Origin of the sequence: uncultured Mucilaginibacter sp., assembly GCF_903913935.1 — a bacterium.
Classification (GTDB): Bacteria; Bacteroidota; Bacteroidia; order Sphingobacteriales; family Sphingobacteriaceae; genus Mucilaginibacter.
This window is the reverse complement of the sequence record NZ_CAIWNH010000550.1, coordinates 1-23797: the sequence shown is the minus strand read 5'-3', so window position 1 is coordinate 23797 and position 23797 is coordinate 1. Positions and strand designations below refer to the sequence as shown.

Genomic DNA, 23797 nt, shown 5'->3' with positions numbered 1-23797 from the left:
ATTAGATTCCAAATATTTATCACTTTTTTAAATAGAACCGGTACAAATATGGTACAACAAAATTTTGACATTCGCTTTTTTGTTTGTAAATTACTCACCGTAAATAAGATACAAGTTATTTTTTCAAGATAAGCGTAAGACTCATAATCTTTTGGTCCCTGGTTCGAGCCCAGGTGGGCGCACAAAAACGATATCAGCTGATATCAAAAAGCCTGTAAATAAATTAATTTACAGGTTTTTATATTTTAGCCAATTCAAAATTAATCAAATTCTTTCAAGGTGTTCAATACCAATAAGTCATATAAAAACACTTAACAAATTCGGTATCCACTTCATTATCCGGCCCGATAAGAAAAAAACGAGAAATTCCGCAAATCTGACCACAAGGGAGAAATTACAAACCGCGCCCATCTTCGTTTTTCATTACATTGTCTATTTATATTAAAACTAATTAATAGCCTGATGACCGACCAATGCTGGTTTACACCATGCTATGCTTAACTTTATAAACTAAATTGTAAACTGAGCAGAACAGAATGCAGGCAGATCATAAAATTGTTGCAAGGTTGTTAAAAGCAGGGAAGGAATACAAAATGGGTGACACCACAATTACGGCGTTACAAGCTTCCTCTTGTGATCTAAAGGCAGGTGAACTTACGCTCATTATTGGACCTTCCGGTTCAGGAAAAACAACCTTATTGTCTTTATTTGGCTGTGTCATCTATCCAAGTTTTGGAGAGGTTTGGATCAATGACATCAATGTTACTCAATTAAGTGAAAAAAAGCTGGCAAAGATCAGGCTGGAGAAAATCGGTTTTGTTTTTCAAAAATTCAACTTAATTGCGCCGCTCACGGCCCTTGAAAATGTAATGATGCCCTTGCAATTACAAGGTATTGCTGACAAGGTAGCCAAACAAAAAGCTACGGAAGCGCTGGTCAAAGTAGGCATGGGTGACCGCTTGAAAAATCTATCCAATGATCTGAGTGGTGGCCAGCAGCAACGGGTGGCCATAGCAAGAGCTTTGGTAACCAACCCTAAAATAATTCTTTGCGATGAGCCGACAGCTTCCCTTGATATTAAAAGCGTGAGTATTGTGATGGACGAACTCAGAACGCTGGCGAAACAAGGTAAGGCCGTAGCTGTTGTAACCCATGATACCCGTCTGCGGCCATTTGCAGACCGTATTGTTTATGTTACGGATGGTGCAGTAAGCGATAAACCTATAGAAGAAGAAATTGAACCTCATTAAAATCAGGATATGAAGCAGCTTTTTTATTGTTGTACTGGGTTGTTTTTATTGGCCGGATGTTCGGGTAATCCCAATGGCAAGTCAACTGCTAATGCGCCAGCGAAAGCTAACCCCGCGATCACCCGGGTAGTTGGTATTGGCAAGATCGTTCCGGAGCATGAAATCATTCAACTTTCATCAGCGGCAAATGGCATTGTTGAACATATTTACAAAAAGGAAAACGATTCTGTTCGGGCAGGAGAGCCTATTTTAGACCTGCAACACGCTGTGGAAGACGCGCAGGTAAGCCAGCTTTCAAGCGAGGTGAATACGCAGTACGAACAGATAAAAGCGGACAATGCCGCTGTTGAAGAATACCAGGCCAAGTACAATAACAGTGTATTAGAATTACAGCGGCTGCAAAGACTATTAGGTAAGGGCGCAGAAACACAACAAACGGTAGATGACGCCAATACCAGCTTAAAGGGTTTTCAGTCCAACCTAAACCGCCTTCAGGCGAATGCCCAGGTTTCCAAAAGCAAATTAGCAGAAACAAAAGCGGCTCTTGAAGTATCCAAACAGCAATTGGACCAGAAAATCATTAAATCACCCCTAAAAGGGAAAATACTTGAAATAAGCACCCTGATAGGTGGTGCCGTGAACACGCAAACCCCATTCGTTCAAATCAGTCCGCAGGGGAAAACCATTGCGGATTGCGAGATCGATGAATTATTTGCTGATAAGATCAGCGTGGGCCAAAGGGCATGGGTGCGGAACACCGGCTCATTGGATACCCTGGCTAGGGGAACGGTTTATTTTACTTCTGCCTTCCTGAAAAAGAAATCACTTTTTACAGATCAGGCGGGCGAAAAGGAAGACCGGCGGGTACGAGAAATTAAAATCGTGCTGGACAATTCTGAAAAGCTACTGCTTAATGCAAGAGTTGAATGTGTGATCGATATTTCGACTAACCAAAAGAAATAACAATATGTTTAAGACCGCCTGGGAGTTTATCAGATTTGACAAAGCGAAGAGTATCGGTGTGATTGTCGGTATTTTGATCAGCACTTTTTTGATCGGGCAGCAACTGGGCGTATTCTTTTTTTTAACCGGCTTAATGGGATCGCTTGCCACTAACGTTAAAGCGGATATCTGGGTGGTTGACAGTAAAACAGACGATGTGAACCAGTTGGGGAAACTGGATATCCGTACACTTCGGGCGGTTCAGGGACTTAGCGGCGTAAAGGAAGCCTTCCCCATCCTGATCACAGGGGCATCTTGTAACTATAATAATGGCACCAGCGGCGCGATCACACTCATCGGTGTTGATATATCAAAATTGAATACCGTTTTAGATTCCGGCAAAATTATTGCAGGCAAACCCGCCGACCTGCAAATGGATGGCGCCGTAAGCGCTGAATTTTTTGAGAAGAAAAATATTGGAGATAATATCAATCTTGGGACGGATTTTGAGATCAATGGCAAACGTGCCTTTTTTGCGCTCCAGACGAAAGGATTCCGTGGGTTTGGCAGCAGTATTTCCGTTACCTCCATTGAACGCGCCCGGTTTTATTCCAACCAATCGGTTAATAACATTAGCGCTGTTTTAGTCAAGCTGGTGCCGGGTACAAATGCCGATGATGTTGTTGCCAGGATCAACAGTACGATTAGCGGCGTTAGAGCCTGGCCGTCGCAAAAGTTAGCTAAATCAACCATCAAAAAAATTCTCGGCTCAAGCGGTATCGCGTTAAGTACCGGTACCTTGATTATTTTCGCGCTGATCGCCGGGTTCTTTATTATCGGATTAACCATGTATTCTTCTGCGCTTGACCGCCTGAAAGACTACGGGACGTTAAAGGCCATCGGCGCTGGTAACGGGTATATCAGGCGGCTGATATTAACGCAGGCTATGTTTTTTGCCATTGCCGGGTTTGTTATCGGCATGCTTTTGCTCGAAGGATTTCGGATGGGCGTTGCAAAATCCGGTCTGATATTTGGTTTTTCACCCCTGGTCATATCAGGCATGTTTTTAACAATTGCTTTAATTTCTTTAGGAGGAGCTTCATTTGCATTGCGAAGAATCAGCAGTGTTGAACCGGCGGCTGTTTTTAATTGATCAACACGAACCAACATGATTTTTTCAACCCAATTTCCGCTAAAAGGGATACGTAATTTAAAAAGACAAATAACCGGCTTGGCCGTTATCCTGCTATTGTTGCTCTCCACCATTCCTGCGTTTGCGCAAACCACTGTGTCGTTGCGGCAAGCTATCATCAGCGCCTTAGCCAACAGAAAAAACATGCAGGCCGGTAAAATAGACCTGACGATCAGAAAACTGCAAACAGAAGCCCTGCTCAAAAAATACTGGCCGCAAGTATCGGTTGAATACAATTATCTGTACAATCCCATTTTACAAACATCGATTTTACCGATTGGTATTTTCAATCCGGCTTATCCTCCAAATGCAACAAAAAACATCCAATTTGGCACCAAATGGTCGCAGGCTGCTGGCGTTACCGTGGTACAGCCATTGCTGGATGTTTCCATATCCAGAGAAAAAAGCGAATCAGAACTACAGGAACTGATTACAGCAGCCTCACAGGCACAAACAACATATGAGTTAGTTTACACCGTGGCCCAGGCCTATGCCAACATTGGTTTGCAACAAGAACAGATTAGCTTAGCGATAGCTGATACCGCCAGAACCTGGATCAGCTATCAGCTGCAGAAAAATAAATTTTTAGCCAAACGTCTGCTTAAATCGGACCTCAACACGGCGCTGATCAATCACCATAATACTTTGCAAAAATTGGCGGATGCCGTATCTCAGCTGGTTGAGAATAAAGTGTACCTGTTGTTCCTCATCGGGCAGGATGATATTGCACACTCGGATATTATTATCGATACGGGATTTTATAAAAGCTATGATCCGGCACGATCAGACTTTGCACCGACGAGCGACTCCATACCTGAATTACAGCAACTGGCTTTGGAGAGCAAACTTGCCGCTTTGCAGGCAGCTACTGAAAAAGCAAAATATTTACCAACCATCAGCATGAAAGGGTTTTTAGGCGCTAATCAATACACCAACCAGTTTAGCCCCATAGCTGCGAATTCGTGGTTTGGTTTGAGTTATGTGGGCCTGGATGTAAAATTGCCGCTGTTAATTGGTGAAGACAAACAAAATAAATTACAGCAATTAAAATTACAATCGTACCAGTTTAATGACCAACGCGATGATAAATCAGCCGAGTACACCAAAGATGCTGTAACCGCAAAAATAAAATCCGACCGCGTGTTGGCGCAATTAAAGACGCTGGAAGAAAATATATCCCTATCAAAGGAAACCATAAAAATAATGCAGGACCGGTTTGACGAAGGCCAGGAGTCAGCATCTACTTTAAATACAGCGGAAGTAAGCCTCGAAAGCATTTTGGCAAACTACGCCTTAGGGGAAAAACAATTATGGATTTACCGTTTGGATTACCTGAAAGCGACAGGTCGTTTGAATAAATTGTGGCAATAAATTTAAGAGCAGGTTTATGGTGATAATGAATAACCGTCAAAAAAACTTACTTCATTACTCTTTATTGATCGTATTCAGCTCTTTACCAATATCAAGACAATTTTAAGTCAGCGTTTTTTAAAATCCAATGTGCTCTTTTTAAAAATTTTCACCTACGAAGCACTAAAAAAACTCAATATAATTAACTTTAATACAGAGTATTAAAAAAACAGAGTGCGTTTCTTTTCAGTCTGTTTCGATCATCCGGTCGGTGTCTGTAAAATAGGAAAGGAGAGTTTCGCTTATGTTGCAAGGCTGTTTTCTTCCATAAAGCTTATGAGGTCGGCCTTGGTTGCTATGGTTTTCTTTTCATAATGTTCCAGGTGAAAATTTTCCAGCTTCTGTAATAGATATTGCAGGGTAAACTTCTCGGCAACTGACAATTTCCCTGTGATCATTTTACTAACGCGGCTCATATCCACAAATACCCGGTAAAGCAATTCCCTGCCCTCGTTTGTAATCGCGATATGCTTGCTTCTTTTATCTTTTTCATCATCCCATTGGCTAACCAATCCCGCGGCGATCAACCGCCGGATGACTTCAGTGCCCGATGTTTTTTCCTGCAAATTATGGCTGATCAACTCGCTTTTTGATAAGTTATCGTGAGTAAGCAAAATAGCCAGTGCCGTAAAGTCCTCCCCTGTCTGTAAAGAAGTTCCTTCCAAAGCCTTTTTGATATAATATTTTGCGTAACGGCTCATAAAGACAAATAATCTGCCGATGTTATTATCCAGCTGGTAAGCGATCTCCAGTGCCGCTGTATCATTACTTCCAAACCTCACTTCGCTATTCACAAAATTCCCGGCAGGATCTCCAACTTTATTCAACAAAAAACCTGTAAAATCCTGGATAGACACCTCCCGCCCCTGGTTCTCTTCTTCCAGTTGGGCTACAAGGTCTATCAATTGATGAATAAGCTGGTATGATTTCATGGTGGGTAAAGTTATCAGTAATGGTTAATTATTCAAACACGTCTCGTTTTATCCAGGTCAGGGTTCTGCATTTTAAATCCGGCATATGCCCTTCTGTAACTTTCACCGCTGTTAAAGGTTGGATTAAATGTCTTCAAAAAATTTATTGTTCTAATCAGCGTAAGTTTATAACCGGGTAGCTCAGGGGCATTTATCGAAAGCATATCTGCAATTTCTTTTCCAAGTAAATGCCGCATTAGTCCCAAAATCTCATCAGCAGTCGCTTTACTTTTATTAACCGACAGGATGTGTTCAACAAGGGATTTAGAGAGCTCCTTTCCATGCTCAGATACGCAGAACTGGCGCTGTTTAATCATCTCATCAAGGTGCCGGGCCTGCCTGGCGTTTTCAGGGATTAAATCTTCATTTAAGCCAGTCAAATAACCAATCACAGCCCAAACATGCATAAATGCTTCCTGTTCGGGCTGACTAACTGGTATTCCAAGCATTCGGAGCCCACGGATCACGATCAAAGAGAAAGAAAGATTGGTACCTGCCATATCTTCCTGGTTAATTGGAAAGCCCCAGCTATCATCCCACTTACTACTTTTAAGCGTGTAATAACGCACTGCAGCGTGCATGATGCGTATTTTCAGGATCTCATTAAACGCATTCCCCTGTTTTTCAAATGCATCCGGGCCCATTACTTCCCAAACAAAAACGGCAGTGTCATAAAGCCTTTTGGTAGTTTGCTTCCGGATAAGTTCAGACAAATACAAAACCATAGCGCCATTTGCTGCCGTATAACAGTAGGGTAAAGAAAGCAGGCCAAGTAAACTCATGATATTTACGGAATGCCTGGCAAAAAAAACTGACCCGGCTTTCATTAACCGGGGTTCAGCCCATGGCGGTAATTCGCCGGCATTACGTATAAATGCAAAATCGGGATAAGCTTCTTTTAAAAATTTTAATTGGCCTGCACCTGGATTTTTACCCAGCAATTGCTGCAATTCCTGCTTTTTTGCCGGGTCAGCAAATATATAGTTCACAAATTCATCTGCCGGCGGGTCTCCAGTCCTTCTTTTGACGTTTAATATCTTATTGTCGTAATTTCTTTGTCCGGTCATCGTTAGCGCATCGTATTTATAATGGCTTCCGCAGCCAATCTTCCACTTTTCATAGCTGCATTAATTGAGCCATTCATCAAATGATCACCGCAAACAAAACAATTGGCATTCAAACGCATGTTTTTGTACACCGGCTCATTGCGCACATGATCGTCATTTGGTAACGCATATGCAATGTGATACGTTTTTAAATGCTTCCAGCTAACAGCCTCTGGATACCAGTTTTTCAATTCATCTATGACTTTTGCACAAAGTTCTTTTTCGCCTGTTAATGAGTGGTCACCAATGATTGATAACGATATTAAGGCATCCCCATTTGATGAATAACGGGCCGATATCCGGTTCATTACTGCAATATTATTTACCAGCTTTCCAGGGAGGCTATTCAAAGTGATCAACGGTAACTCAAAAGGCTTTTTATCGGCTTTAAAATAAATATTGGTAACGGAATGATAGGCGTTTACAGTTTGTTGAAGCGGAACGGGTAAACCGAGCCGGTCAGTAGCAATAAGTATAAAATCACCCTTATAGATTGCTCCGTTAGTAGTTGTTACATTATTATCTTCAATCGCCCATACGCGCTGGTTAAACAAGATCTCGTCTGCTGACAAGCAATTGGCCAATTGTAATGGGATCTCCCCCATTCCCTTAGCGGGAATGGCTGCATCTCCTTCACTAAACATTTTAAACACGAATTCAAACATCCTGCTTGATGTGCTTAACTGGTCTTCCAGGAAAATGCCGGTCATGAATGGCTTAAAGAACCGGCTCATGATTATTTCGCTAAATCCTTCTTTTTTGAGGTAGGCTAAGGTTGTGATCTCGGGTTCTGCAAATATACCATCAATTGTTTTACGGGAAAGCTTTAGCTTCAATCGCAGCATTCGCAATTTATCCGTAAATGTCGCAGCGGATGAAAATAAAGTACTGAACAGGGTTCCCGGCTTCCTCATGGGATCGCCTATCCGGCTAATGCCGTTTCCGGCTAAGATCATCGCGCCGGGGTCAAACCGGCAAAGTTCGAGCGCTTCGTAATCTAAAAAACGTTTCGCTTCAGGATAGGCGGTCAGGAAAACCTGGAAACCCCGGTCGAGGAGGAAACCATCCACTTCATCCGTTCTTACCCTGCCACCCACATCATCCGAAGCTTCAATTACCAGAACCGATTTACCGGCAGCCTTTAATACTTTAGCTGCTGTTAAACCTGCTAAACCTGCACCAATAATGACTACATCCGCATCCTTTTTCATCACTTATATCACGTATTTATTAATATTTGTATACAAATGAGGTTCAATTCCCGGCTTAGCATAGGCCAGTCGCCCTACGGGCTGCGGAAGACAATAGGTATCTAATCCGGCTACTGTCATGGTTTGTGCTTCACAATGATCAACGGTTCCATCATCGGCGATCAATTCGTCATCGGTTATTATCCGGACAATCTCACCAATGATAATGGTGGTGCCATTAATTTCCATATCGATCACCTCACGCTGTTCAAGACCAACCCGAATGGTAGACTGCCCTACAAAAGGCGCTTTAAAGCCACTAACATATTGTTTTGTAAAACCACAAGTATCGAATTCCGATACGCGTGACGGGTAACTGGCACTGGTTTGGTGTGCCTGCATATACCTTTCGGGTAACACATTATTCAAGGTGTATTGCCCCGTTTCCCTGATATTCCGAAGCGTGTCATTGTGCTCGCGTTCAGGGCGCATCACAAGGCCCAGCAGCGGCGGGTTTGAACCAAGGTGAAAAACAGAACTAACCAGGCATAAATTAGTAATGCCATCAGTGCCGGCGGTGCCCAGCAGGTGTAAAGATTTATAACCTACCAAACTATTGATCAGGTTGATCCGATATTGTTTATCGAGTTCACAAATCTGATCGCTCATCATACTTACCATTTTAAATTGTTTTTAATTTACCCAAGCCTCCGTCGACCCCGATAACCTGCCCGGTAATCCAGCTGCTTTCATCTGATAATAAGAAGCTTATTGCATTGCTGATATCTTCAGGCTGACCATATTTCGCCAATGGATGCCTTTTTGCCGATGCCTCTCTTTTTTCAGGGGTATTCAGCAGATTTTGCGCCAATGGGGTGTTTGTAAGCGATGGCGCCACCACATTTACCCGTATCTGGTTAGCGGCCAGCTCAGCGGCGAGTGACAATGCAAGACCTTCAACAGCTCCTTTTGCAGCAGCTATACTTGCATGGTATGGCATCCCTGTTTTTGCCGCAACTGAGCTGATCAAAACGACTGATGCGCTGCCTGCGTTTTTTAATTGTTTGAGAGATTGCTGAATAATACGTGCTGCACCCAAAACATTGATCCGGTAGTCGTTTAAAAAATCTTCTTCTGTTAGCCTGGTGAATGGCTTAAGGTTAATACTGCCAACCGAGTACACCATTCCGTGCAACTCGTCGGGCAAAAAACCGGCAATCGCATCAAGTGTTCCTGTAATGTCAGCTTGCAGATACTTAACCCCCTCGACCAAATTATCCGGCTCAGACCTTGAAATAACATATACCGTGGCATCATTAGTATTTAAAATTTTGACCAACGAAAGGCCGACGCCTGAAGTTCCACCTACTACAAGTATATTTTTTCCCTCAAAATTCATGATCCGATATATTTTAGAAATTCATTTTTTGTTTCGGCATTTAAGAATTGGCCGCCATACTCAGCGGTGAGGGTTGTACTTCCGGCATCCCTTATACCCCGGCTTGATACGCAGTGGTGATACGCGTCTATTATAACCGCAACGTCCTCCGTGCCTAATGCTTCTTTCAGCATATTGGCAATTTGAATGGTGAGCCTTTCCTGTACCTGCGGCCGTTGAGAACAATATTGAACGATCCGGTTCAATTTTGACAAACCGATTACCTGACCGTTACTGATATAAGCAACATGGGCCTTCCCAACAATGGGGACAAAGTGGTGCTCACAATTGCTGAATACAGCAATATTTCTTTCCACCAGCATCTGTTTATACTTAAATGGATTACTAAATAATGTCGGTTCAGGTTTATTGGCGGGATTAAGGCCGCTAAAGATCTCTTTTACATACATTTTGGCAACCCTATTTGGGGTGTCTTTTAAACTATCATCAGCCAGGTCCATTCCCAGCACCTGCATAATAGATTTGAAATGCCTGGCAATATGATCGATTTTAGTTTCATCGTCCATTTCAAATGCATCTGGCCGCAGGGGTGTATTAAACGCTGAACCGGAATGTTCCTGTTCAAGGTCACTTACAACCTGTTCAATAGTACGGTCATTCAATGTTTCGTTATTTATCATGAATTTTTATTGGAATTAGCATTATTTGAGGAAGTTGCACCGATGCCCGCGCTATATTTGGTCGTTTGCAATTTTTTTTTGATTAAGAAAGCATAAATAATCATGTTAAGCAGGATCAGATCCATGCCATAAAATATATCTTCAAAGGGTATGGTTAACATCCGAAGATTGATAATATGTACCGGGCTATACCAAACTACAGGAGCCTCCAGCCCGGTACCCGTTAGTAACCCATTTACAATAAAAAAAGGTAATAATAGCGCCAGGTAGGTGATGTAAAATATGGAAAGCCAGTTTACTTTTAAAAAGTACTGCGCTATAAATAATAAGATAGCTAAAGACGCAAAGGTATAAACCGTATAATACTGCGTACTGAAACGAATTACCATAAAAACAGATAAAACGATCAATACGGTGCTTATGACAAGTATTGCACGTTCAGATAGTCTTTTTTTAAACAGCACGTTGAAACAAGCATAGGTAAATATGCATGAATAGGGAATGCAAAAAAAGAAAAGCACCTCTTCAACAGGCAGGTTGCCCATATAAAACCCAGTTAAATAGGCGGGGTTAAAACCCCATATTTTCAATTGGGTGAAATACATATCCCAGCCGATGAAAATTATCCCTGTCAGGATCATCGCCGGAAACAGGGCAGGCCAGTGCTTGTAAAACTTTATCCGCGGATGAAATGAAAAGACAAAGGGAACGAGTACCGTAAAAAAATCAATCAGGAGATACGTAAATTTCATACCTATTTGCTTTTTTGGTTGTTGCGGAAGTATTTCCGGGAGACCCAGAGCATCCCAAAGCTTTCGCCATCATATTTGCCTGTATGTTTATGATGCATTTTGTGCGCCCGCCTGATCGCCTTCAAATACCAGTTTTCCGAATTACGCAGCACCTTTACCCGCTGATGAATAAATAGGTCGTGCACAAAAAAGTAGCATGCACCATACAGGGTAATGCCTATGCCAATGGAGGTGCAGGCCGCTAAATGATAGATGGTGCCTGTTGCCAGGCATGCAATGCCGGGCAAAGCAAATATCAGGAAGAAAAAATCATTCCTTTCAAAAAAGCCGTAATGGTCCTTATGGTGATGGTCACGATGCAGGAACCAAAAAATACCATGCATAATGTATTTATGTGTTAACCACGCAACGCCTTCCATTCCAATAAATGTGGTTAAAACAATGCCGATATAAATTAGCAGATCCATATATTAATATGTTTGATAGTAGTTTTCCAGTACCTTTTCAAAACAAATCTTAAACCATGCGGTAAATTCATCCGGATGGCTAATTAATGTTGCTATCAAAGCATCGGCGTCCATATATTTAAAACCAGCAACTTCAACGGGGTTAGGATCAGGCGTTTGGTCGCATACGCCGATAAATACATGATCATATTCGTGTTCAATTAACCCGTTATCAAATTCGTGCCGATAGGTAAATTGAAATAACTCTGTTAATTCGCTTTCAATTCCCATTTCTTCTTTTAATCGCCGGTGGGCAGCATCAATGGTCATTTCACCTAAATGCGGGTGACTGCAGCAAGTGTTTGTCCACAAACCTCCGGAATGATATTTATCATAGGCCCTTTGCTGGAGCAATAGTTGGCCACTGGTATTAAAAATAAAAACAGAGAACGCGCGGTGCAGCGTTCCAGACGTGTGAGCAGCCATTTTATCCATAGTCCCAATCGCCTGGCCTTTGGCGTTTACAATCATTACACTTTCTTTCAATTTTCTAATTATTTTAATTTTTCCGGATTAGTGGCCGATAAATAGTTAAAGATCATTTCTTTCAGTTCAGGGTCATTGCTGATTTTAACGTTGTCAAGCAGAAAACGTTTATCAGTGTACATTTCATCATGAAAGCCTAAAAAAGCCGGCAGATTGCTTTGTATGGAATAACGAATAAAACGCATTTCCAGGCTGAGGGTGTCGCGGTTTAGCGCTTTTGTTATCAACTCTTTCCCCCTGTTAAATTTTTCAAGCTTTATTATCGGATTCAATGAATATTTCGCCTGTATCATTTCATTTGCCCCTTTATAGCATAGCAATACCGGTGCATCCGTGTTGCTGTCAACCTGCAACATGAGCCGATTTAATTGCCAGGCATCCTGTTTGATCACGGGAGCACGTTGATAAAGATGCCTGATCGTACTGAGGTCAATAGTTTGTACGCCCGGGATTTTTGCCTGCAACAGGGAAAGCCATAATATAACCGTCATAATACGTTTAATTTATACCTCACCAATGAATCAAACATCAGCAAAAACTTGTGGCCGTTAGAAACCCGGATCCGCTGCGACATCACTTTCTCTGCGGGTATCCTCGTGATCTTGCGAAAAAGCTGCCTGTAATATACATAAGCCAGGTAAACGCCTTTCCGGCATGAACGCGGCAACTGCCTGATCCCATTTAAGGCCTCATTTAATTCTCTCGAAATATCGGCTTCAATAGCTCTTTTATTCTCGTCAGAGAAGGCAGATAAATTAACTCCCGGAAAATACGTGCGGTTTAATTCCTGGTAATCAGCATTGACATCCCGCAGGAAATTCACTTTTTGGAAAGCTGAACCCAATTTCATTGCCGGAACTCTTAACCGCTCAAATTCTTCGTACTTGCCATTTATAAACACGTGCAGGCACATCAAGCCGACAACCTGAGCAGAGCCCATAATATATTCCTCATATTTTTCGGCAGTATATGCCTGGTCATGCAGGTCCATTTCCATGCTGTTCAGAAACTGGTTGATAAGGTCATGCCGGATGCCAAATTTGTTAACCACCTGCTGAAACGAATTGATTACCGGGTTTATACTGATACCCCGTTCAATAGCCGTAAAACAATCCCGTTTCAATTCAGCCAGCATCGATGACTTCGGATAACCATGGAAGCTATCTACTATTTCGTCGGCCAAACGTACAAAACCATATATGGCATGTATAGGGCCGCGAACTTCCTTCTTTAAAAAAAGTATTCCCAGGGAAAAACTGGTGCTATAATGCCGGGTTGTTTCCCTGCTGCATTTGGCAGATAAAGTATCAAATCTTTCTTTCATTTATTATTGAGGTATTTTATGAGCAATTGAGCCGAAACCTTGCCTGAAATAATAGAAGGCGGAACCCCGGGGCCAGGAACTGTAAGTTGCCCGGCATAAAAAAGATTCCTGATCTTGTTGTTTTTGATGGACGGTTTTAAATGCGCAGTTTGCATTAGTGTATTTGCGAGGCCGTACGCGTTTCCTTTAAAAGAATTGTAATCGGATTTGAAATCGTTTACGCAATAACTTTTTTTGTAATCCAGCACCGCTCTGATAGCTACGCCGGTATAGTTTTCCAGGCGTTGCATGATCATTTCGAAATATTCTTCCCGCAAGGCTTCGGTATCTTCAATACCCGGGGCCAGCGGCATCAGTATAAATAAATTTTCATGCCCTGCCGGTGCAACGCTATCGTCTGACGCTGATGGGCAACAAACGTAAAAAAGTGGTTTGGTGGGCCACTGCGGTTCTTTATAGATCTCCCTTGCGTGTACCTTTAAGTCAGCGTCAAAAAACAAGGTATGGTGTCCAAGTTTTTCAATTTTTTGGGTTACACCCAGGTAAAAAATCAGGCTGGATGGGGCCATTACCCGTTTATTCCAATAAGCCTCGTCATAATTTCTAAGGCCGGTGTCAATTAGTTTTTCCTCCACATGGTGATAGTCTGCAGCAGCGATAACACCATCGTAATAAGTAGTACTGCCTTTAGAGCTAAGCTCTGTCACCTTACCATTAACGACATTAAGACGGGTGACAGCTGAATCGTGGTTAAAAACAACACCCTGCGCTTTGCAAACTTTCTGCATTCCTTCTATCACTTTACCAAAGCCGCCTTTGGGATACCAGGTACCAAGTTTCAGACCTGCATAATTCATCAGGCTGTACAATGCGGGGGTTTCTTCAGGCATCGCTCCCAGGAATAATACCGGGAATTCCATCAAAGTGATCAGCCTCTCGTCTTTAAAAAAACGCCTGACGTGTTTGCTGAATGACGTAAATACCTGGAGTTTAAATACCCCGCGGACCAGGTCCCAATCAGCAAATTCAAATAACGAAAGGCCTGGTTTTTGAACGAGCTTATTCATTCCTGTCTGGTATTTATAGGCGGCTTCGTCTAAAAAAAGGGCCAACTGTTTTGCGCTGCCGGGTTCAATGGATTCGAATAATTCTTCTAAGGCCTGGTAGTTTGCCGGGATATTTAAAACATCCTTTTCTCCAAAAACAATGGTAAAACCGGGATCAAGTTGCTTAAGTTCATAAAAATCAGCAGCAGAATACCCGAAATCATTAAAGAAATTTTCAAATACTTCAGGCATCCAATACCAGCTGGGTCCCATATCAAAAGTATAGCCGTTGCTTATCAATTGCCTGGCACGCCCGCCTGTTTCAGCATTCTTCTCGTAAATATTTACGCTGCAGCCAGCTTTGGCTAAATAAGCGGCCGCACTTAAACCTGAAAAGCCTGAACCGATTACTGCTACTGCGGGCCTTTCGACATCTGGTAATCCGGCATTACTAACTAAGCGATTTGACATTGATAGATTTGAGTTGGGTTAATACCCGTTAAACTGAATTGCAATTATAATACAATATGGTATCACTTTTATACTATTAGTATATTATTGCATTAAAATGAATTTCTTGTTTCTACAGGGCAGGTGGAATACTTTTAAATCGCCCATTCACCTATATTTGTGTGATGTTCGCCTCCTTTTTCCAATTATACCGTCAAGCATTTAAAGGCCTTTCCCGTAACAGTTGGTTTTTAAGCATTGTGATGCTCGTTAACCGGAGCGGCACCATGGTGGTAGCGTTTATGAGTGTTTACTGCGTTAAGCAGCTGCATTTTACGATTGAGCAGGCCGGGATAGTAATGACCATATTTGGTGCAGGCTCCATCTGCGGGGGATTTTTCGGCGGCAAAATAACCGATAAAATCGGGTTTTACGACCTCCAGGTAGGCGCTATGATGAGCGGGGGTATCCTCTTTATTGTTTTAGGGTACCAGCATACCTTTTTAAGCATGTGTATCGGCGCGTTTGTGCTCAGCCTTTGCAATGAGTCGGTACGGCCGGCAAATTCAAGCGCTATAGCCCATTACAGCAGCCCCGAAAACAAAACCAGGTCTATTTCACTTAACCGACTGGCTATTAACATTGGCTGGGCGCTTGGCGGTGGCCTGGGAGGCTTTTTAGCTGCAATTAATTACCATTTGCTTTTTTGGGTTGACGGGGGCACTAATATCCTTGCGGCAATATTCCTGGTGATCCTGATGCCGAAGTCCGGCATCGTGAAAAGTTATAAAAAGGTGGACCTTCCTGATATCAGGACCTCAGCTTACCGCGACAAAACCTATTTGTTGTTTATTGGTTTCGGGCTGCTGTTCTTTACTTGTTTTTATGAATTCATGATCATTGAACCTGCCTTCTATAAAATCGCCTGGCATTTTAGCCTGCCTTTTATTGGCTTCCTGATGGCCTTAAACGGCATCCTGATCGCCATTGTTGAAATGGTGCTGATCCATAACCTGGAAGGGCGCCGGCCAGGGCTTGTTTATATTTATACTGGTGTTTTTATGGGTGGGTTGGGCTTTGTTTTGATCAATATTGTTCCACCATCAGCGGTTGCGGCTACCCTTATCGTTGTGCTGATTACTTTCAGCGAAATGCTCAGTATGCCCTTTATGAACTCCTTTTGGATCCTGCGTTCAAAAGATCATAACAGGGGACAGTACGCCGGGCTGTACAGTATGGCGTGGTCAGCGGCAATGATCATCGCCCCTACTATGGGTGGATTGATCATCGCGCTTGGCGGGTTCAGTTTATTATGGTGGATCTTCGCCGGGTTAAGTTTTATATCGGGCACGGGGTATTTCTTTATGTACAGGTCAATTGTCAAAGCAAATTTGTAGATAAATAATACAGTGCATTCTTACCTAATATTTAAGGCGGCATGTTACGTCGCATATGCAACATTTTTTATGTCAAATTTCTATCCTTAAACCAAACCTCATCCGGATCAACTTTACAATTTTCCATCAGGTTAACCAATTCAATAGCATCACCGGCTGTGAGTACCAACCGGCGGTTAGCAGGCTTCAGAAACCTTTGTTCGACCATTAGATCCATTTGCTCTAGCAAAAGGTCGTAAAACCCGTTAACATTCAATATACCCACCGGGTGATTGTGCAATCCTAATTGCAGCCAGGTAAGCACCTCAAAAAATTCTTCCAAAGTGCCAAAACCGCCCGGCAGCATCATAAAGCCATCACAAAGGTCGTTCATCATCTGTTTTCGCTGGTGCATGTTCTCCACTACGTGCAGTTCGGTCAGGCCCGGGTGGCCTACTTCTTTATCCATTAAAAACTGCGGGATCACTCCTATTGCTTTGCCCCCATTGTTTAAAACGGCATCAGCCAAAATACCCATTACACCAACTTTGCCGCCGCCAAATACCAGGGTAATGTTACGGTTAACCAAAACGTTAGCTAACTCCTCAACAGCATGTTTTAATAAAGGGTCGCCGTTAAAATTAGCGCCGCAAAAAACGCAGATGGATCTCATGATTAATTATTGAATTAGTTAGTATTGATTTATTGATTGTGCCTGCTGGAAAAGTACGAAAACTTAAAAAGGTTCCGATAATATTTTATTAAAATTACCATAGTGGATGTATCCTATAACAAGGAATAACCTGAAAACTACCGTACTTTCTTGAAAGAGAAACTACCCTGGCTAACTTAAAAAACGACAACTATGCAAGTCTCCATTTACCAGCCCGGCAATTTTTAAGTTAATGATAATTCCTTCAAATATAACCTGCCCAAATAATGGCCCACAGATATTAAGTTTGAGATATTAGTACTTTAGTGCCGTATGTACCTGCAGCCTCAATAAATATCTTAATTTATTCATTTAACAATTATTTAATACAACCATTAATAATTTACCAAAATATCAATATATTATCATTAATGTTAAAATATTGATATTTTTTTCAGTTTCATACGTATCTTTGCACTTAGAAAGAGGCTTAACATTTGAGCTATTTTTCTATATTTAAAAACAATTTTGCGATGAAACAAGGACTCTTAATAGACATGGATGGCGTAATTTACAGCGGCGATACCCTGATACATGGCGCCGATAAATTTATAGCCCATCTGCTTGAAAACGATATACCATTTACCTTTATGACCAATAACAGCCAGCGCACCCCTTTGGAGGTTACGCGCAAATTAAAAGGACTTGGGATGGAGGTTGCCGAAGATCATATTTACACCAGCGCAATGGCTACCGGCAAATTCCTGGGAGACCAGGGGCCAGGCGGAACAGCTTATGTTTTAGGCGAAGGCGGTTTACTATCCAGCCTGCACGAAAATGGGATCACCTTAGTTGATACCGATCCGGAATTTGTGGTTTTGGGCGAGGGAAGGAACTTTACGCTGGAAATGGTGCAACGCGCCGTGGATATGATACTGGGCGGCGCCAAATTTATTACTACCAACCGCGACCCATCCCCAAAAAAACCCGGCTGGAATAATTTGGGCATAGCAGCAACCACCGCGATGATTGAAGAAGCATCCGGACGCAAAGCGTTTGTTACCGGCAAACCAAGCCCCGTAATGATGCGTTCGGCACGCAAATTCCTGGGACTGGAAACAGCCGAGACTACTGTGGTGGGCGACACGATGGAAACCGATATCCAGGGCGGCGTACAAATGGGTTATAAAACCATCCTTGTGCTGTCGGGTATTGCCCAAAAGGAGGACCTCAGCCATTATGCTTTTAAACCTGATATGATCGTTGGATCAGTTGAGGAGATCCAGTTTCCGCTGAAATGGTGGTAGGGGTTAGAGATTGGAGTTAGAGATTGGGGTAAGATTAAGCGTCCATTATCTCTAATTTTATTTAAAAGTATAAATCCCCGGGCTTATTTATTAGCGGCGAGGATCTCTGTGGTTTTACCGTCAGTTGACCATTCTTTGTATGGGTTATAAGGGTTTTTAATAGCCATTGTTTCGCTCATCCAGTAGGCATTATTTGCCGGACTATAATGCATATAAATGGTAGTGGTATTAATTTTAAGCCCCTTTACCAGGTAGTACAGGGTTTTTGTAAGTCTGGCAAAATAAGGCCGCTGTTCAATTCTATCAATGGTATAACACATTTGCTGGCAGTTATTCATCAAATCTTCCAGGTGATCAGCCAAAAAAAGCATTTGATCGCGATCCAGCCCTTTTCCGGGATCGGTGGCTAAAATATGATACAATTTATTCGCTTTTATTTTTACCGTTGTTCCGTCGTTATTGACAAGCGCGTTCTTCATATCGAAATATAAGCTTATCATCTGGTTAATATTATTGTCAGACTTTCCTTTCTGAGCGAACAAAGAACAGGTTAATAAGGTAAATACTATTATTAACGGGTAAGTTTTAAAGGCCTTCATAACTATTGGATATACTGTAATAAAGATTGGCTGTTTCCCTCTTTGTTTTAAAATTTATAATATTCTGCTTTAATGTAGGGGACACTAAAACAAACACAATCAATATTTTATCAAATATTTATTATAGGTTTAAAAATAAAATAAATATTATTCAAAACAAATATAGCCGGGCAAAATAAATTGCACGGCTATACTACCACAAAGTTTTTTATTAATTATCTATTTAACGGCAGCCAAAGTTGCGGTAGTTTTTCCGCAAGTTGCCATCGCTTTATCGCTGTAATATGGGTTTTTAATCGGGGCGCTCTCGCTCAGCCAATAAGCTTTTTTCATGGGGCAATAATCCATATAAACAGTTGAGGTGTTTAATTTAAGTCCTTTCAACACTTCGTATAGATTTTTTGACAAGTTGGCAAAATGCTCGCGCTGGTGAGCCACGTCAGTTGATTCAAGGATATGGCGGCCATCAAATTTTAGTTTTTCAGCATAACTGTTAAACAACTTTGCCTGGTCAGGCTTCAAGCCAGTCTCGGGAGCCGACAACGCAGCCAAAAGGGTTTTGGCCCCGTTACTAGCATCGTTTGGTTTACCAGCAGCCAGGGCGTTCTTAACGGTAAAATAAGCGCTGGTAATACCATTAATGTTATTTTGTGCCCGGGCGAACGAAAAGGATAACGCTAAAACAAGCGTGAAGGTTAGTGTTTTTATCGTCTTCATGGTGTTTATATTGTTAGAATCAAGGGGTAAATTTATTATAAAATGTTTATCAATACAGATTAAAAAATAAAAACGTCCCCCACATTTCTGAAGGGAAGTTTTATGTTACTTATGATGAACGTCTCGAACAGACTTATAGTTTTTTTCGCAGAAAATTACTTGTTGTTATTAGACTCAACATGCCCCGATTAGTTTTTTGTAAAATGCCCGAAAATTCGATTCGACCTCAACCGAAGTCGATACTTATGCTTAAATTGCAGGGTGAACCAAAAACCTAAAATCGAACCAGAATTCAAATTCCTCCTCGAAACTCCGAACCTTATAGAAAGTTCGCTCAAATTCGGGCATAGGCAAGTCATTAGTAGCTTGAAAAAGATCATTCAGGGCTGTCAGTGGAAATTCCGGCGTCATTGACCACGTCATTCCGAGAACACAAAAAATCGATACCGCAACACTTTGACCACGCTAATTTATTGACTAAAAACAATGATTTTAAAATCCAATTACACAAATCAATGATCTTCATCCTACGGAATTACATAGTCAAGGCCTCCGGAATATCCAATTCCCCCGGGGATTGGGATTCAGATCATAAGCAGGCGAAAGTTCCCAGCCGCCATCCTTCAATAAAAATCCATGGTTTCGTAAATGATCATCTGTGTTTTTTACAAGAATATTAAAGGTCATCCTTGTCCATAATTGCCTCAGGTTGTCGTTGACATTACGCCCGTGCTGGATGATAAAACCCACTATATCTAAATAACTTGCTCCGTTGTGAAAATCAGCGCCATCTTGCTGTCCGAGCAAGGTCATAGCCGAAGCAAAATGAATTCTGCCGGTTTGGTTAACCCGGTCAAACCGCTTAGTCAGATAAGTATGGTGACGCCCCGAAAACTGGTGAAGCTGCGCAGGCGCAACGCCGATTCCTGCATTAACGGCCAGTTCCCATACGACCATTTCCCATGCGCCGATGTCGTATTCATCATTTGTACTCGGAAACTTCGCGATCCAAAGATCTCCGGAGGTATCCGTTACACTCGCCTTGGGCCTTGCGCCGCCAAGTGACGAACCTGGCGCCATTAACATTTTCAGCCAGCGAAGCTCTTCTGTATCACTTAAAGCTTCATTTTCCAGCTGCAGGCTGGCATATTCGAGTTCGCGCAACGTCACCCATGGCGGCGCGGCTAATTCAGTCGCATGGCTTAAGAATTCGCCATCTGCTGTTTCCTTAAAACGCAGCCCGCCCATTCGGGTACCGTCAAATACGCCTATCAGGAAATCTAACTCATTGAGCGGTCGCGCGGTCCGGCCGTCTTGCCTTGCCGTGATCGCCTCACGTCTTCTCATCAAAACACGTCCCCAGCGGTCCGGCGACGAATCGAGGAACATCCCGAAATTGGGCTTATCGTCATTCAAATACTGCGGGCCGGAAAACAACTGCAAATCCGGGTCAAGCATTTGCGCCTGAGGCACCCGCAGCCAGGCCTGCGCATACTCAAACGAAAACACATCTTTCCCCCTGATCATGTCGGCAGTCAATGTACCAACCTGTATTGCCTGAGGGAGTCCTTCCCAATCAGCATATACCAAAATCCTCCTTGCCATAACTTATTTTTTTGGTGCTCTTTCCTTTAACAGTAAACCGGCATCCTGCAATTTCCTTCCCAACTCATCATCCGCCCCGAGTTTCAAAAAATCCCGTTCAAGCCCCATTACAAACAATACCTGAAAATAGGCGCCCATCGCAACCGTCGGCGTTCCTTTTTCTATCTGCCACAGCGTTGCGCGGCTAATGCCCGCTCTTTCAGAAACCTGCGCAGCGCTCAATTTCCGGCGGAGCCTGGCCAGTTTAACATTCTCGCCGAGGTCGTTGAGCACCTGCTGCGCTTTTGGCAATAGAACGAGTTGCTTTTTCATAATGTTTAATATAGAAAACAAAAATAGCTATAATGTTTAATATATAAAACATTATAGCTAAATAAAAATAGTCAAATGGTTTTTATTATTGCTGAATATTAACGAGATGGGTTGAAACTGACATATATATTAATTTCGGTCAAATTTGAACAGTGAGCGTCAACACTTGTCACGATAGATTTGATGCTAACATTTATTTTGCCTATGTCGGCTAATATGAGCTCTACCCTAACATTATCGTAAATACATAATAATCAATTACTTACAATTAAATTTATACCAAAACCAAAAGATTATGTTTTTGGATAATAAACTGTTTGTAAAAACTTAGTATTTATTTACCTCTTCTCAGGTTTAACAATGACACAACCTTAATCTGAACGTCATCAATTATCCGCCAATCGGGCTTAATATAAATATCTGTTGTCCTCGTTGTGTGGTCAATGTGATTTAAAGCAAATGCTACATCGTCCTTCGAAAACCGGCATTCGTTACGGGCTAAACTACCAAATGAATGTCGAGCACAATACATCGTCAATGAGGGAATACCTAATGCCTCACCGATTTCCTTCAACCCTTTATTCAATGCCTTATTAAAGTTACTTGATTCTGCATATCTGTCGCGAATTCGATTAATGTATTTGAACAAAAATTGCGATGCTTCCGGAATTAGATTTATACTTATGAAAGCACTATCCTTTCTTCTTCCCTTAGTCTTTGACCTATTATAATTAACCCTTTTTTTGACTACGGCAGATTGGGGAAGGTCATAAATGTCTTTTGCGTTCATTCCGCACATATAGAATGAAAGAAGGAAAATTTCCTTTGCCAGTTCTGCACAGGAACCTGGAATGCATTTGAAGTCCCTGATTTTAATAATCTGCTCGACAGTTAATGCTCTTTTCGCAGTCATCGGAGCGTCGATTACTTTATGTTTTTTAAAGGGGTAGTGCTTAATCCTAATCAAGCCCCTATCTTCATCGTTGAACCGAGCCCGCGCAGCGTTAAAAAGTGTTCTAAGTTCACGTATGTGATTATGAAGACCGGAATCTGAGAGGCCTTTGCTACCATAGTTAATCTCTTTTCCAAATTGATTTTTACGTTTGAATTTTCTTTCCTTTCTCAGATACCTTTCATAGTCAGGCAGCATTATTGAATTTATTCGATCTATCTCAACTATTTGACTTCCGAAAAAGTCACAAAGGCTATTAGCAACTGTCAAAATTGGATAGGCGGTCCCTTTTCTGCCTTGCTCAATCAAGTCGCTTACATATTGCTTCGCGAATGCAATCACATCGATTACGGAATTTTCATCTTGCTGGGTAAGACGGTTTGCCAATTGCTTTACATCAAAATGTATCAGCATACTATCCAGCTCTAATAACTTCATCCGGTATTTGGCTATATCAGTCGAAATCACGGAGAGCAAAAATTTGTCTTTTACAGTAAAGTCTTTCTTTAGTTGCTTTTCCCCAACGAAATGATTCGTGTTGATGTAGGTTATTTTTCGATTGTGAGTCAATCTATACTTAATATTATAAGTACCGTCCTCTTTTTTGTGGTGTTTAAGAACCACTTCCTTTATTGTAGCCATACCGACGAAATGCGTTGTAAAACATTTGTAAAACATTTTCGTCAAGTTGGGCAGTTTTTCGTGTTAAACACAACACATCAGCTTTCAACTGACGAATTAGAATTTTTATCGAAAAACAGCCCTGAGGGCATAAAAAAAGCCCTTTTACTACTGTAAAAAGGCTTTTTAGAAATGGGTAAATGATGGGGCTCGAACCCACGACCCTCGGTACCACAAACCGATGCTCTAACCAACTGAGCTACATCTACCGTGTTGGGATTGCAAAAATAGAAATCTTCGCGCTATTTGCAAAGTCTTTTTTTTATTGTTGAAAAGTTGGAAGGTTGCAAAGTTGAAATATTGTTGGCAGGTGCTGGAAATCACCCGCTATCAACTTAATCAACCACTCACTTCATCAACTCAATCAACCTCCCACTAAAATTACAATAGGCTTACCCAATTCCTGTTCAAACACTCAATTAAATCGTAAATTTGTATCACTATGGCAGAGCAATTGGTTGAATTAAATGTAACGGGAATGCACTGTAATAACTGCGCCATGTCCATCCATAAATTATTGGAGAAAAAAGGGCTGAAGGATATTATGGTAGACTTTGCCGGCGAGGAAGTAAAGTTCTCAGGCGGCAGCCCGGATGACCTGCCGGTTATTATAAAAGATATTGAAGGCTTAGGTTTTAAAGTGGTGGACGACCCAGCCTTACAGGTTACCCCGTTTTACGATAAGATAGAAAACAAATTCCTGTTCAGCGCCATATTAACGGCTCCGCTCCTGTTGCATATGGTTTTGCCCTGGCATTTTTTGCACAATCCGGTGGTGCAAATGCTCATATGTTTACCGGTATTTATACTTGGATGTGTACATTTTGGCAAAAGCGCCTTTAACTCGATCAAAGCAGGAATACCTAATATGGACGTGCTGATATTTGTGGGT

General features: G+C 41.9%; 25 protein-coding genes and 1 tRNA gene. 7 read left to right on the top strand and 19 right to left on the bottom strand.

Annotated features, from left to right (window positions below; translation table 11 throughout):
* The first annotated feature begins 536 nt into the window (after positions 1–536).
* Genes QZY09_RS22210 through QZY09_RS22195 form a run of 4 tightly spaced genes read left to right on the top strand, consistent with a single transcriptional unit; the run spans position 537 to position 4755 of the window.
* Complete coding sequence (locus QZY09_RS22210; RefSeq protein ID WP_295676261.1) at positions 537–1250, top strand: ABC transporter ATP-binding protein; 714 nt, start codon at positions 537–539, stop codon at positions 1248–1250.
* A 9-nt stretch (positions 1251–1259) separates the two neighbouring features.
* The gene (locus tag QZY09_RS22205; protein WP_295676258.1) at positions 1260–2213 is read left to right on the top strand and encodes an HlyD family secretion protein; all 954 of its coding nucleotides are present in this window, start codon (positions 1260–1262) and stop codon (positions 2211–2213) included.
* Between the two features lie 4 nt (positions 2214–2217).
* The gene (locus QZY09_RS22200; RefSeq protein WP_295676255.1) at positions 2218–3345 is read left to right on the top strand and encodes an ABC transporter permease; all 1128 of its coding nucleotides are present in this window, start codon (positions 2218–2220) and stop codon (positions 3343–3345) included.
* 15 nt (positions 3346–3360) lie between these two features.
* Entirely contained in the window at positions 3361–4755 is a 1395-nt protein-coding gene (locus QZY09_RS22195; protein WP_295676251.1) for a TolC family protein, read from the top strand.
* A gap of 281 nt (positions 4756–5036) precedes the next feature.
* Here the strand turns inward: QZY09_RS22195 and QZY09_RS22190 are convergent, their stop codons facing one another.
* The 12 genes from QZY09_RS22190 to QZY09_RS22135 are packed head-to-tail and all read right to left on the bottom strand — an operon-like array spanning position 5037 to position 14725.
* Positions 5037–5726 carry a MarR family winged helix-turn-helix transcriptional regulator gene (locus tag QZY09_RS22190; RefSeq protein ID WP_295676248.1) on the bottom strand — a complete coding sequence of 230 codons (690 nt, stop codon included), beginning with the start codon at positions 5724–5726 and terminating at the stop codon, positions 5037–5039.
* A gap of 32 nt (positions 5727–5758) precedes the next feature.
* Entirely contained in the window at positions 5759–6832 is a 1074-nt protein-coding gene (locus tag QZY09_RS22185; protein WP_295676246.1) for an oxygenase MpaB family protein, read from the bottom strand.
* 2 nt (positions 6833–6834) lie between these two features.
* Positions 6835–8082 (bottom strand): NAD(P)/FAD-dependent oxidoreductase, encoded by a 1248-nt coding sequence (locus QZY09_RS22180; protein WP_295676244.1) that lies wholly within the window; start codon positions 8080–8082, stop codon positions 6835–6837.
* A gap of 3 nt (positions 8083–8085) precedes the next feature.
* Complete coding sequence (locus tag QZY09_RS22175) at positions 8086–8733, bottom strand: flavin reductase (RefSeq protein ID WP_295676242.1); 648 nt, start codon at positions 8731–8733, stop codon at positions 8086–8088.
* A gap of 10 nt (positions 8734–8743) precedes the next feature.
* Positions 8744–9460, bottom strand: a complete 717-nt coding sequence (locus tag QZY09_RS22170; RefSeq protein ID WP_295676241.1) for an SDR family NAD(P)-dependent oxidoreductase — start codon at positions 9458–9460, stop codon at positions 8744–8746.
* The gene (folE, locus tag QZY09_RS22165) at positions 9457–10140 is read right to left on the bottom strand and encodes a GTP cyclohydrolase I FolE (RefSeq protein WP_295676239.1); all 684 of its coding nucleotides are present in this window, start codon (positions 10138–10140) and stop codon (positions 9457–9459) included. Before folE ends, QZY09_RS22170 begins: the two co-directional genes overlap by 4 nt.
* Positions 10137–10892 (bottom strand): lycopene cyclase domain-containing protein, encoded by a 756-nt coding sequence (locus QZY09_RS22160; protein WP_295676235.1) that lies wholly within the window; start codon positions 10890–10892, stop codon positions 10137–10139. The genes folE and QZY09_RS22160 overlap by 4 nt, the downstream gene beginning before the upstream one ends.
* A gap of 2 nt (positions 10893–10894) precedes the next feature.
* Complete coding sequence (locus QZY09_RS22155; RefSeq protein ID WP_295676233.1) at positions 10895–11359, bottom strand: sterol desaturase family protein; 465 nt, start codon at positions 11357–11359, stop codon at positions 10895–10897.
* Positions 11360–11362: 3 nt separating this feature from the next.
* The gene (gene idi / locus QZY09_RS22150) at positions 11363–11884 is read right to left on the bottom strand and encodes an isopentenyl-diphosphate Delta-isomerase (protein WP_295676231.1); all 522 of its coding nucleotides are present in this window, start codon (positions 11882–11884) and stop codon (positions 11363–11365) included.
* Positions 11885–11892: 8 nt separating this feature from the next.
* On the bottom strand, positions 11893–12375 hold the full coding sequence (locus QZY09_RS22145) for a hypothetical protein (protein WP_295676229.1): 483 nt from the start codon (positions 12373–12375) through the stop codon (positions 11893–11895).
* Positions 12372–13208, bottom strand: coding sequence for a phytoene/squalene synthase family protein (locus QZY09_RS22140; protein ID WP_295676227.1), 837 nt, complete (start codon positions 13206–13208; stop codon positions 12372–12374). The genes QZY09_RS22145 and QZY09_RS22140 overlap by 4 nt, the downstream gene beginning before the upstream one ends.
* A complete protein-coding gene (locus QZY09_RS22135) occupies positions 13205–14725 on the bottom strand; it encodes an NAD(P)/FAD-dependent oxidoreductase (protein ID WP_295676225.1) in 1521 nt (506 codons plus the stop codon). Before QZY09_RS22135 ends, QZY09_RS22140 begins: the two co-directional genes overlap by 4 nt.
* 242 nt (positions 14726–14967) lie before the next feature.
* On the opposite strand from QZY09_RS22135, the gene QZY09_RS22130 reads away from it, so the two are divergent.
* Positions 14968–16101: an MFS transporter gene (locus QZY09_RS22130; RefSeq protein WP_295676223.1), complete on the top strand. Its 1134-nt coding sequence runs from the start codon at positions 14968–14970 to the stop codon at positions 16099–16101.
* Positions 16102–16168: 67 nt separating this feature from the next.
* Here QZY09_RS22130 and QZY09_RS22125 read toward each other — a convergent pair whose 3' ends face one another.
* Positions 16169–16753 (bottom strand): TIGR00730 family Rossman fold protein, encoded by a 585-nt coding sequence (locus tag QZY09_RS22125; protein ID WP_295676221.1) that lies wholly within the window; start codon positions 16751–16753, stop codon positions 16169–16171.
* A gap of 512 nt (positions 16754–17265) precedes the next feature.
* On the opposite strand from QZY09_RS22125, the gene QZY09_RS22120 reads away from it, so the two are divergent.
* Positions 17266–18039 carry an HAD-IIA family hydrolase gene (locus QZY09_RS22120; RefSeq protein ID WP_295676218.1) on the top strand — a complete coding sequence of 258 codons (774 nt, stop codon included), beginning with the start codon at positions 17266–17268 and terminating at the stop codon, positions 18037–18039.
* A gap of 83 nt (positions 18040–18122) precedes the next feature.
* Here the strand turns inward: QZY09_RS22120 and QZY09_RS22115 are convergent, their stop codons facing one another.
* The 6 genes from QZY09_RS22115 to QZY09_RS22090 form a co-directional block, all read right to left on the bottom strand.
* Positions 18123–18539: a DUF3347 domain-containing protein gene (locus QZY09_RS22115; RefSeq protein ID WP_295676217.1), complete on the bottom strand. Its 417-nt coding sequence runs from the start codon at positions 18537–18539 to the stop codon at positions 18123–18125.
* 318 nt (positions 18540–18857) lie between these two features.
* Complete coding sequence (locus QZY09_RS22110) at positions 18858–19355, bottom strand: DUF3347 domain-containing protein (RefSeq protein WP_295676214.1); 498 nt, start codon at positions 19353–19355, stop codon at positions 18858–18860.
* A 543-nt stretch (positions 19356–19898) separates the two neighbouring features.
* Positions 19899–20960 (bottom strand): type II toxin-antitoxin system HipA family toxin, encoded by a 1062-nt coding sequence (locus QZY09_RS22105; protein ID WP_295676212.1) that lies wholly within the window; start codon positions 20958–20960, stop codon positions 19899–19901.
* Positions 20961–20963: 3 nt separating this feature from the next.
* Positions 20964–21272 (bottom strand): helix-turn-helix transcriptional regulator, encoded by a 309-nt coding sequence (locus tag QZY09_RS22100; protein ID WP_295676210.1) that lies wholly within the window; start codon positions 21270–21272, stop codon positions 20964–20966.
* Between the two features lie 334 nt (positions 21273–21606).
* Positions 21607–22866 carry a phage integrase SAM-like domain-containing protein gene (locus QZY09_RS22095; protein WP_295676208.1) on the bottom strand — a complete coding sequence of 420 codons (1260 nt, stop codon included), beginning with the start codon at positions 22864–22866 and terminating at the stop codon, positions 21607–21609.
* Between the two features lie 174 nt (positions 22867–23040).
* Positions 23041–23114 (bottom strand) — tRNA-His (locus QZY09_RS22090).
* A gap of 233 nt (positions 23115–23347) precedes the next feature.
* Here QZY09_RS22090 and QZY09_RS22085 point away from each other — a divergent pair.
* The coding region (locus QZY09_RS22085; RefSeq protein WP_295676206.1) for a cation transporter at positions 23348–23797 on the top strand (450 nt) is incomplete at its 3' end.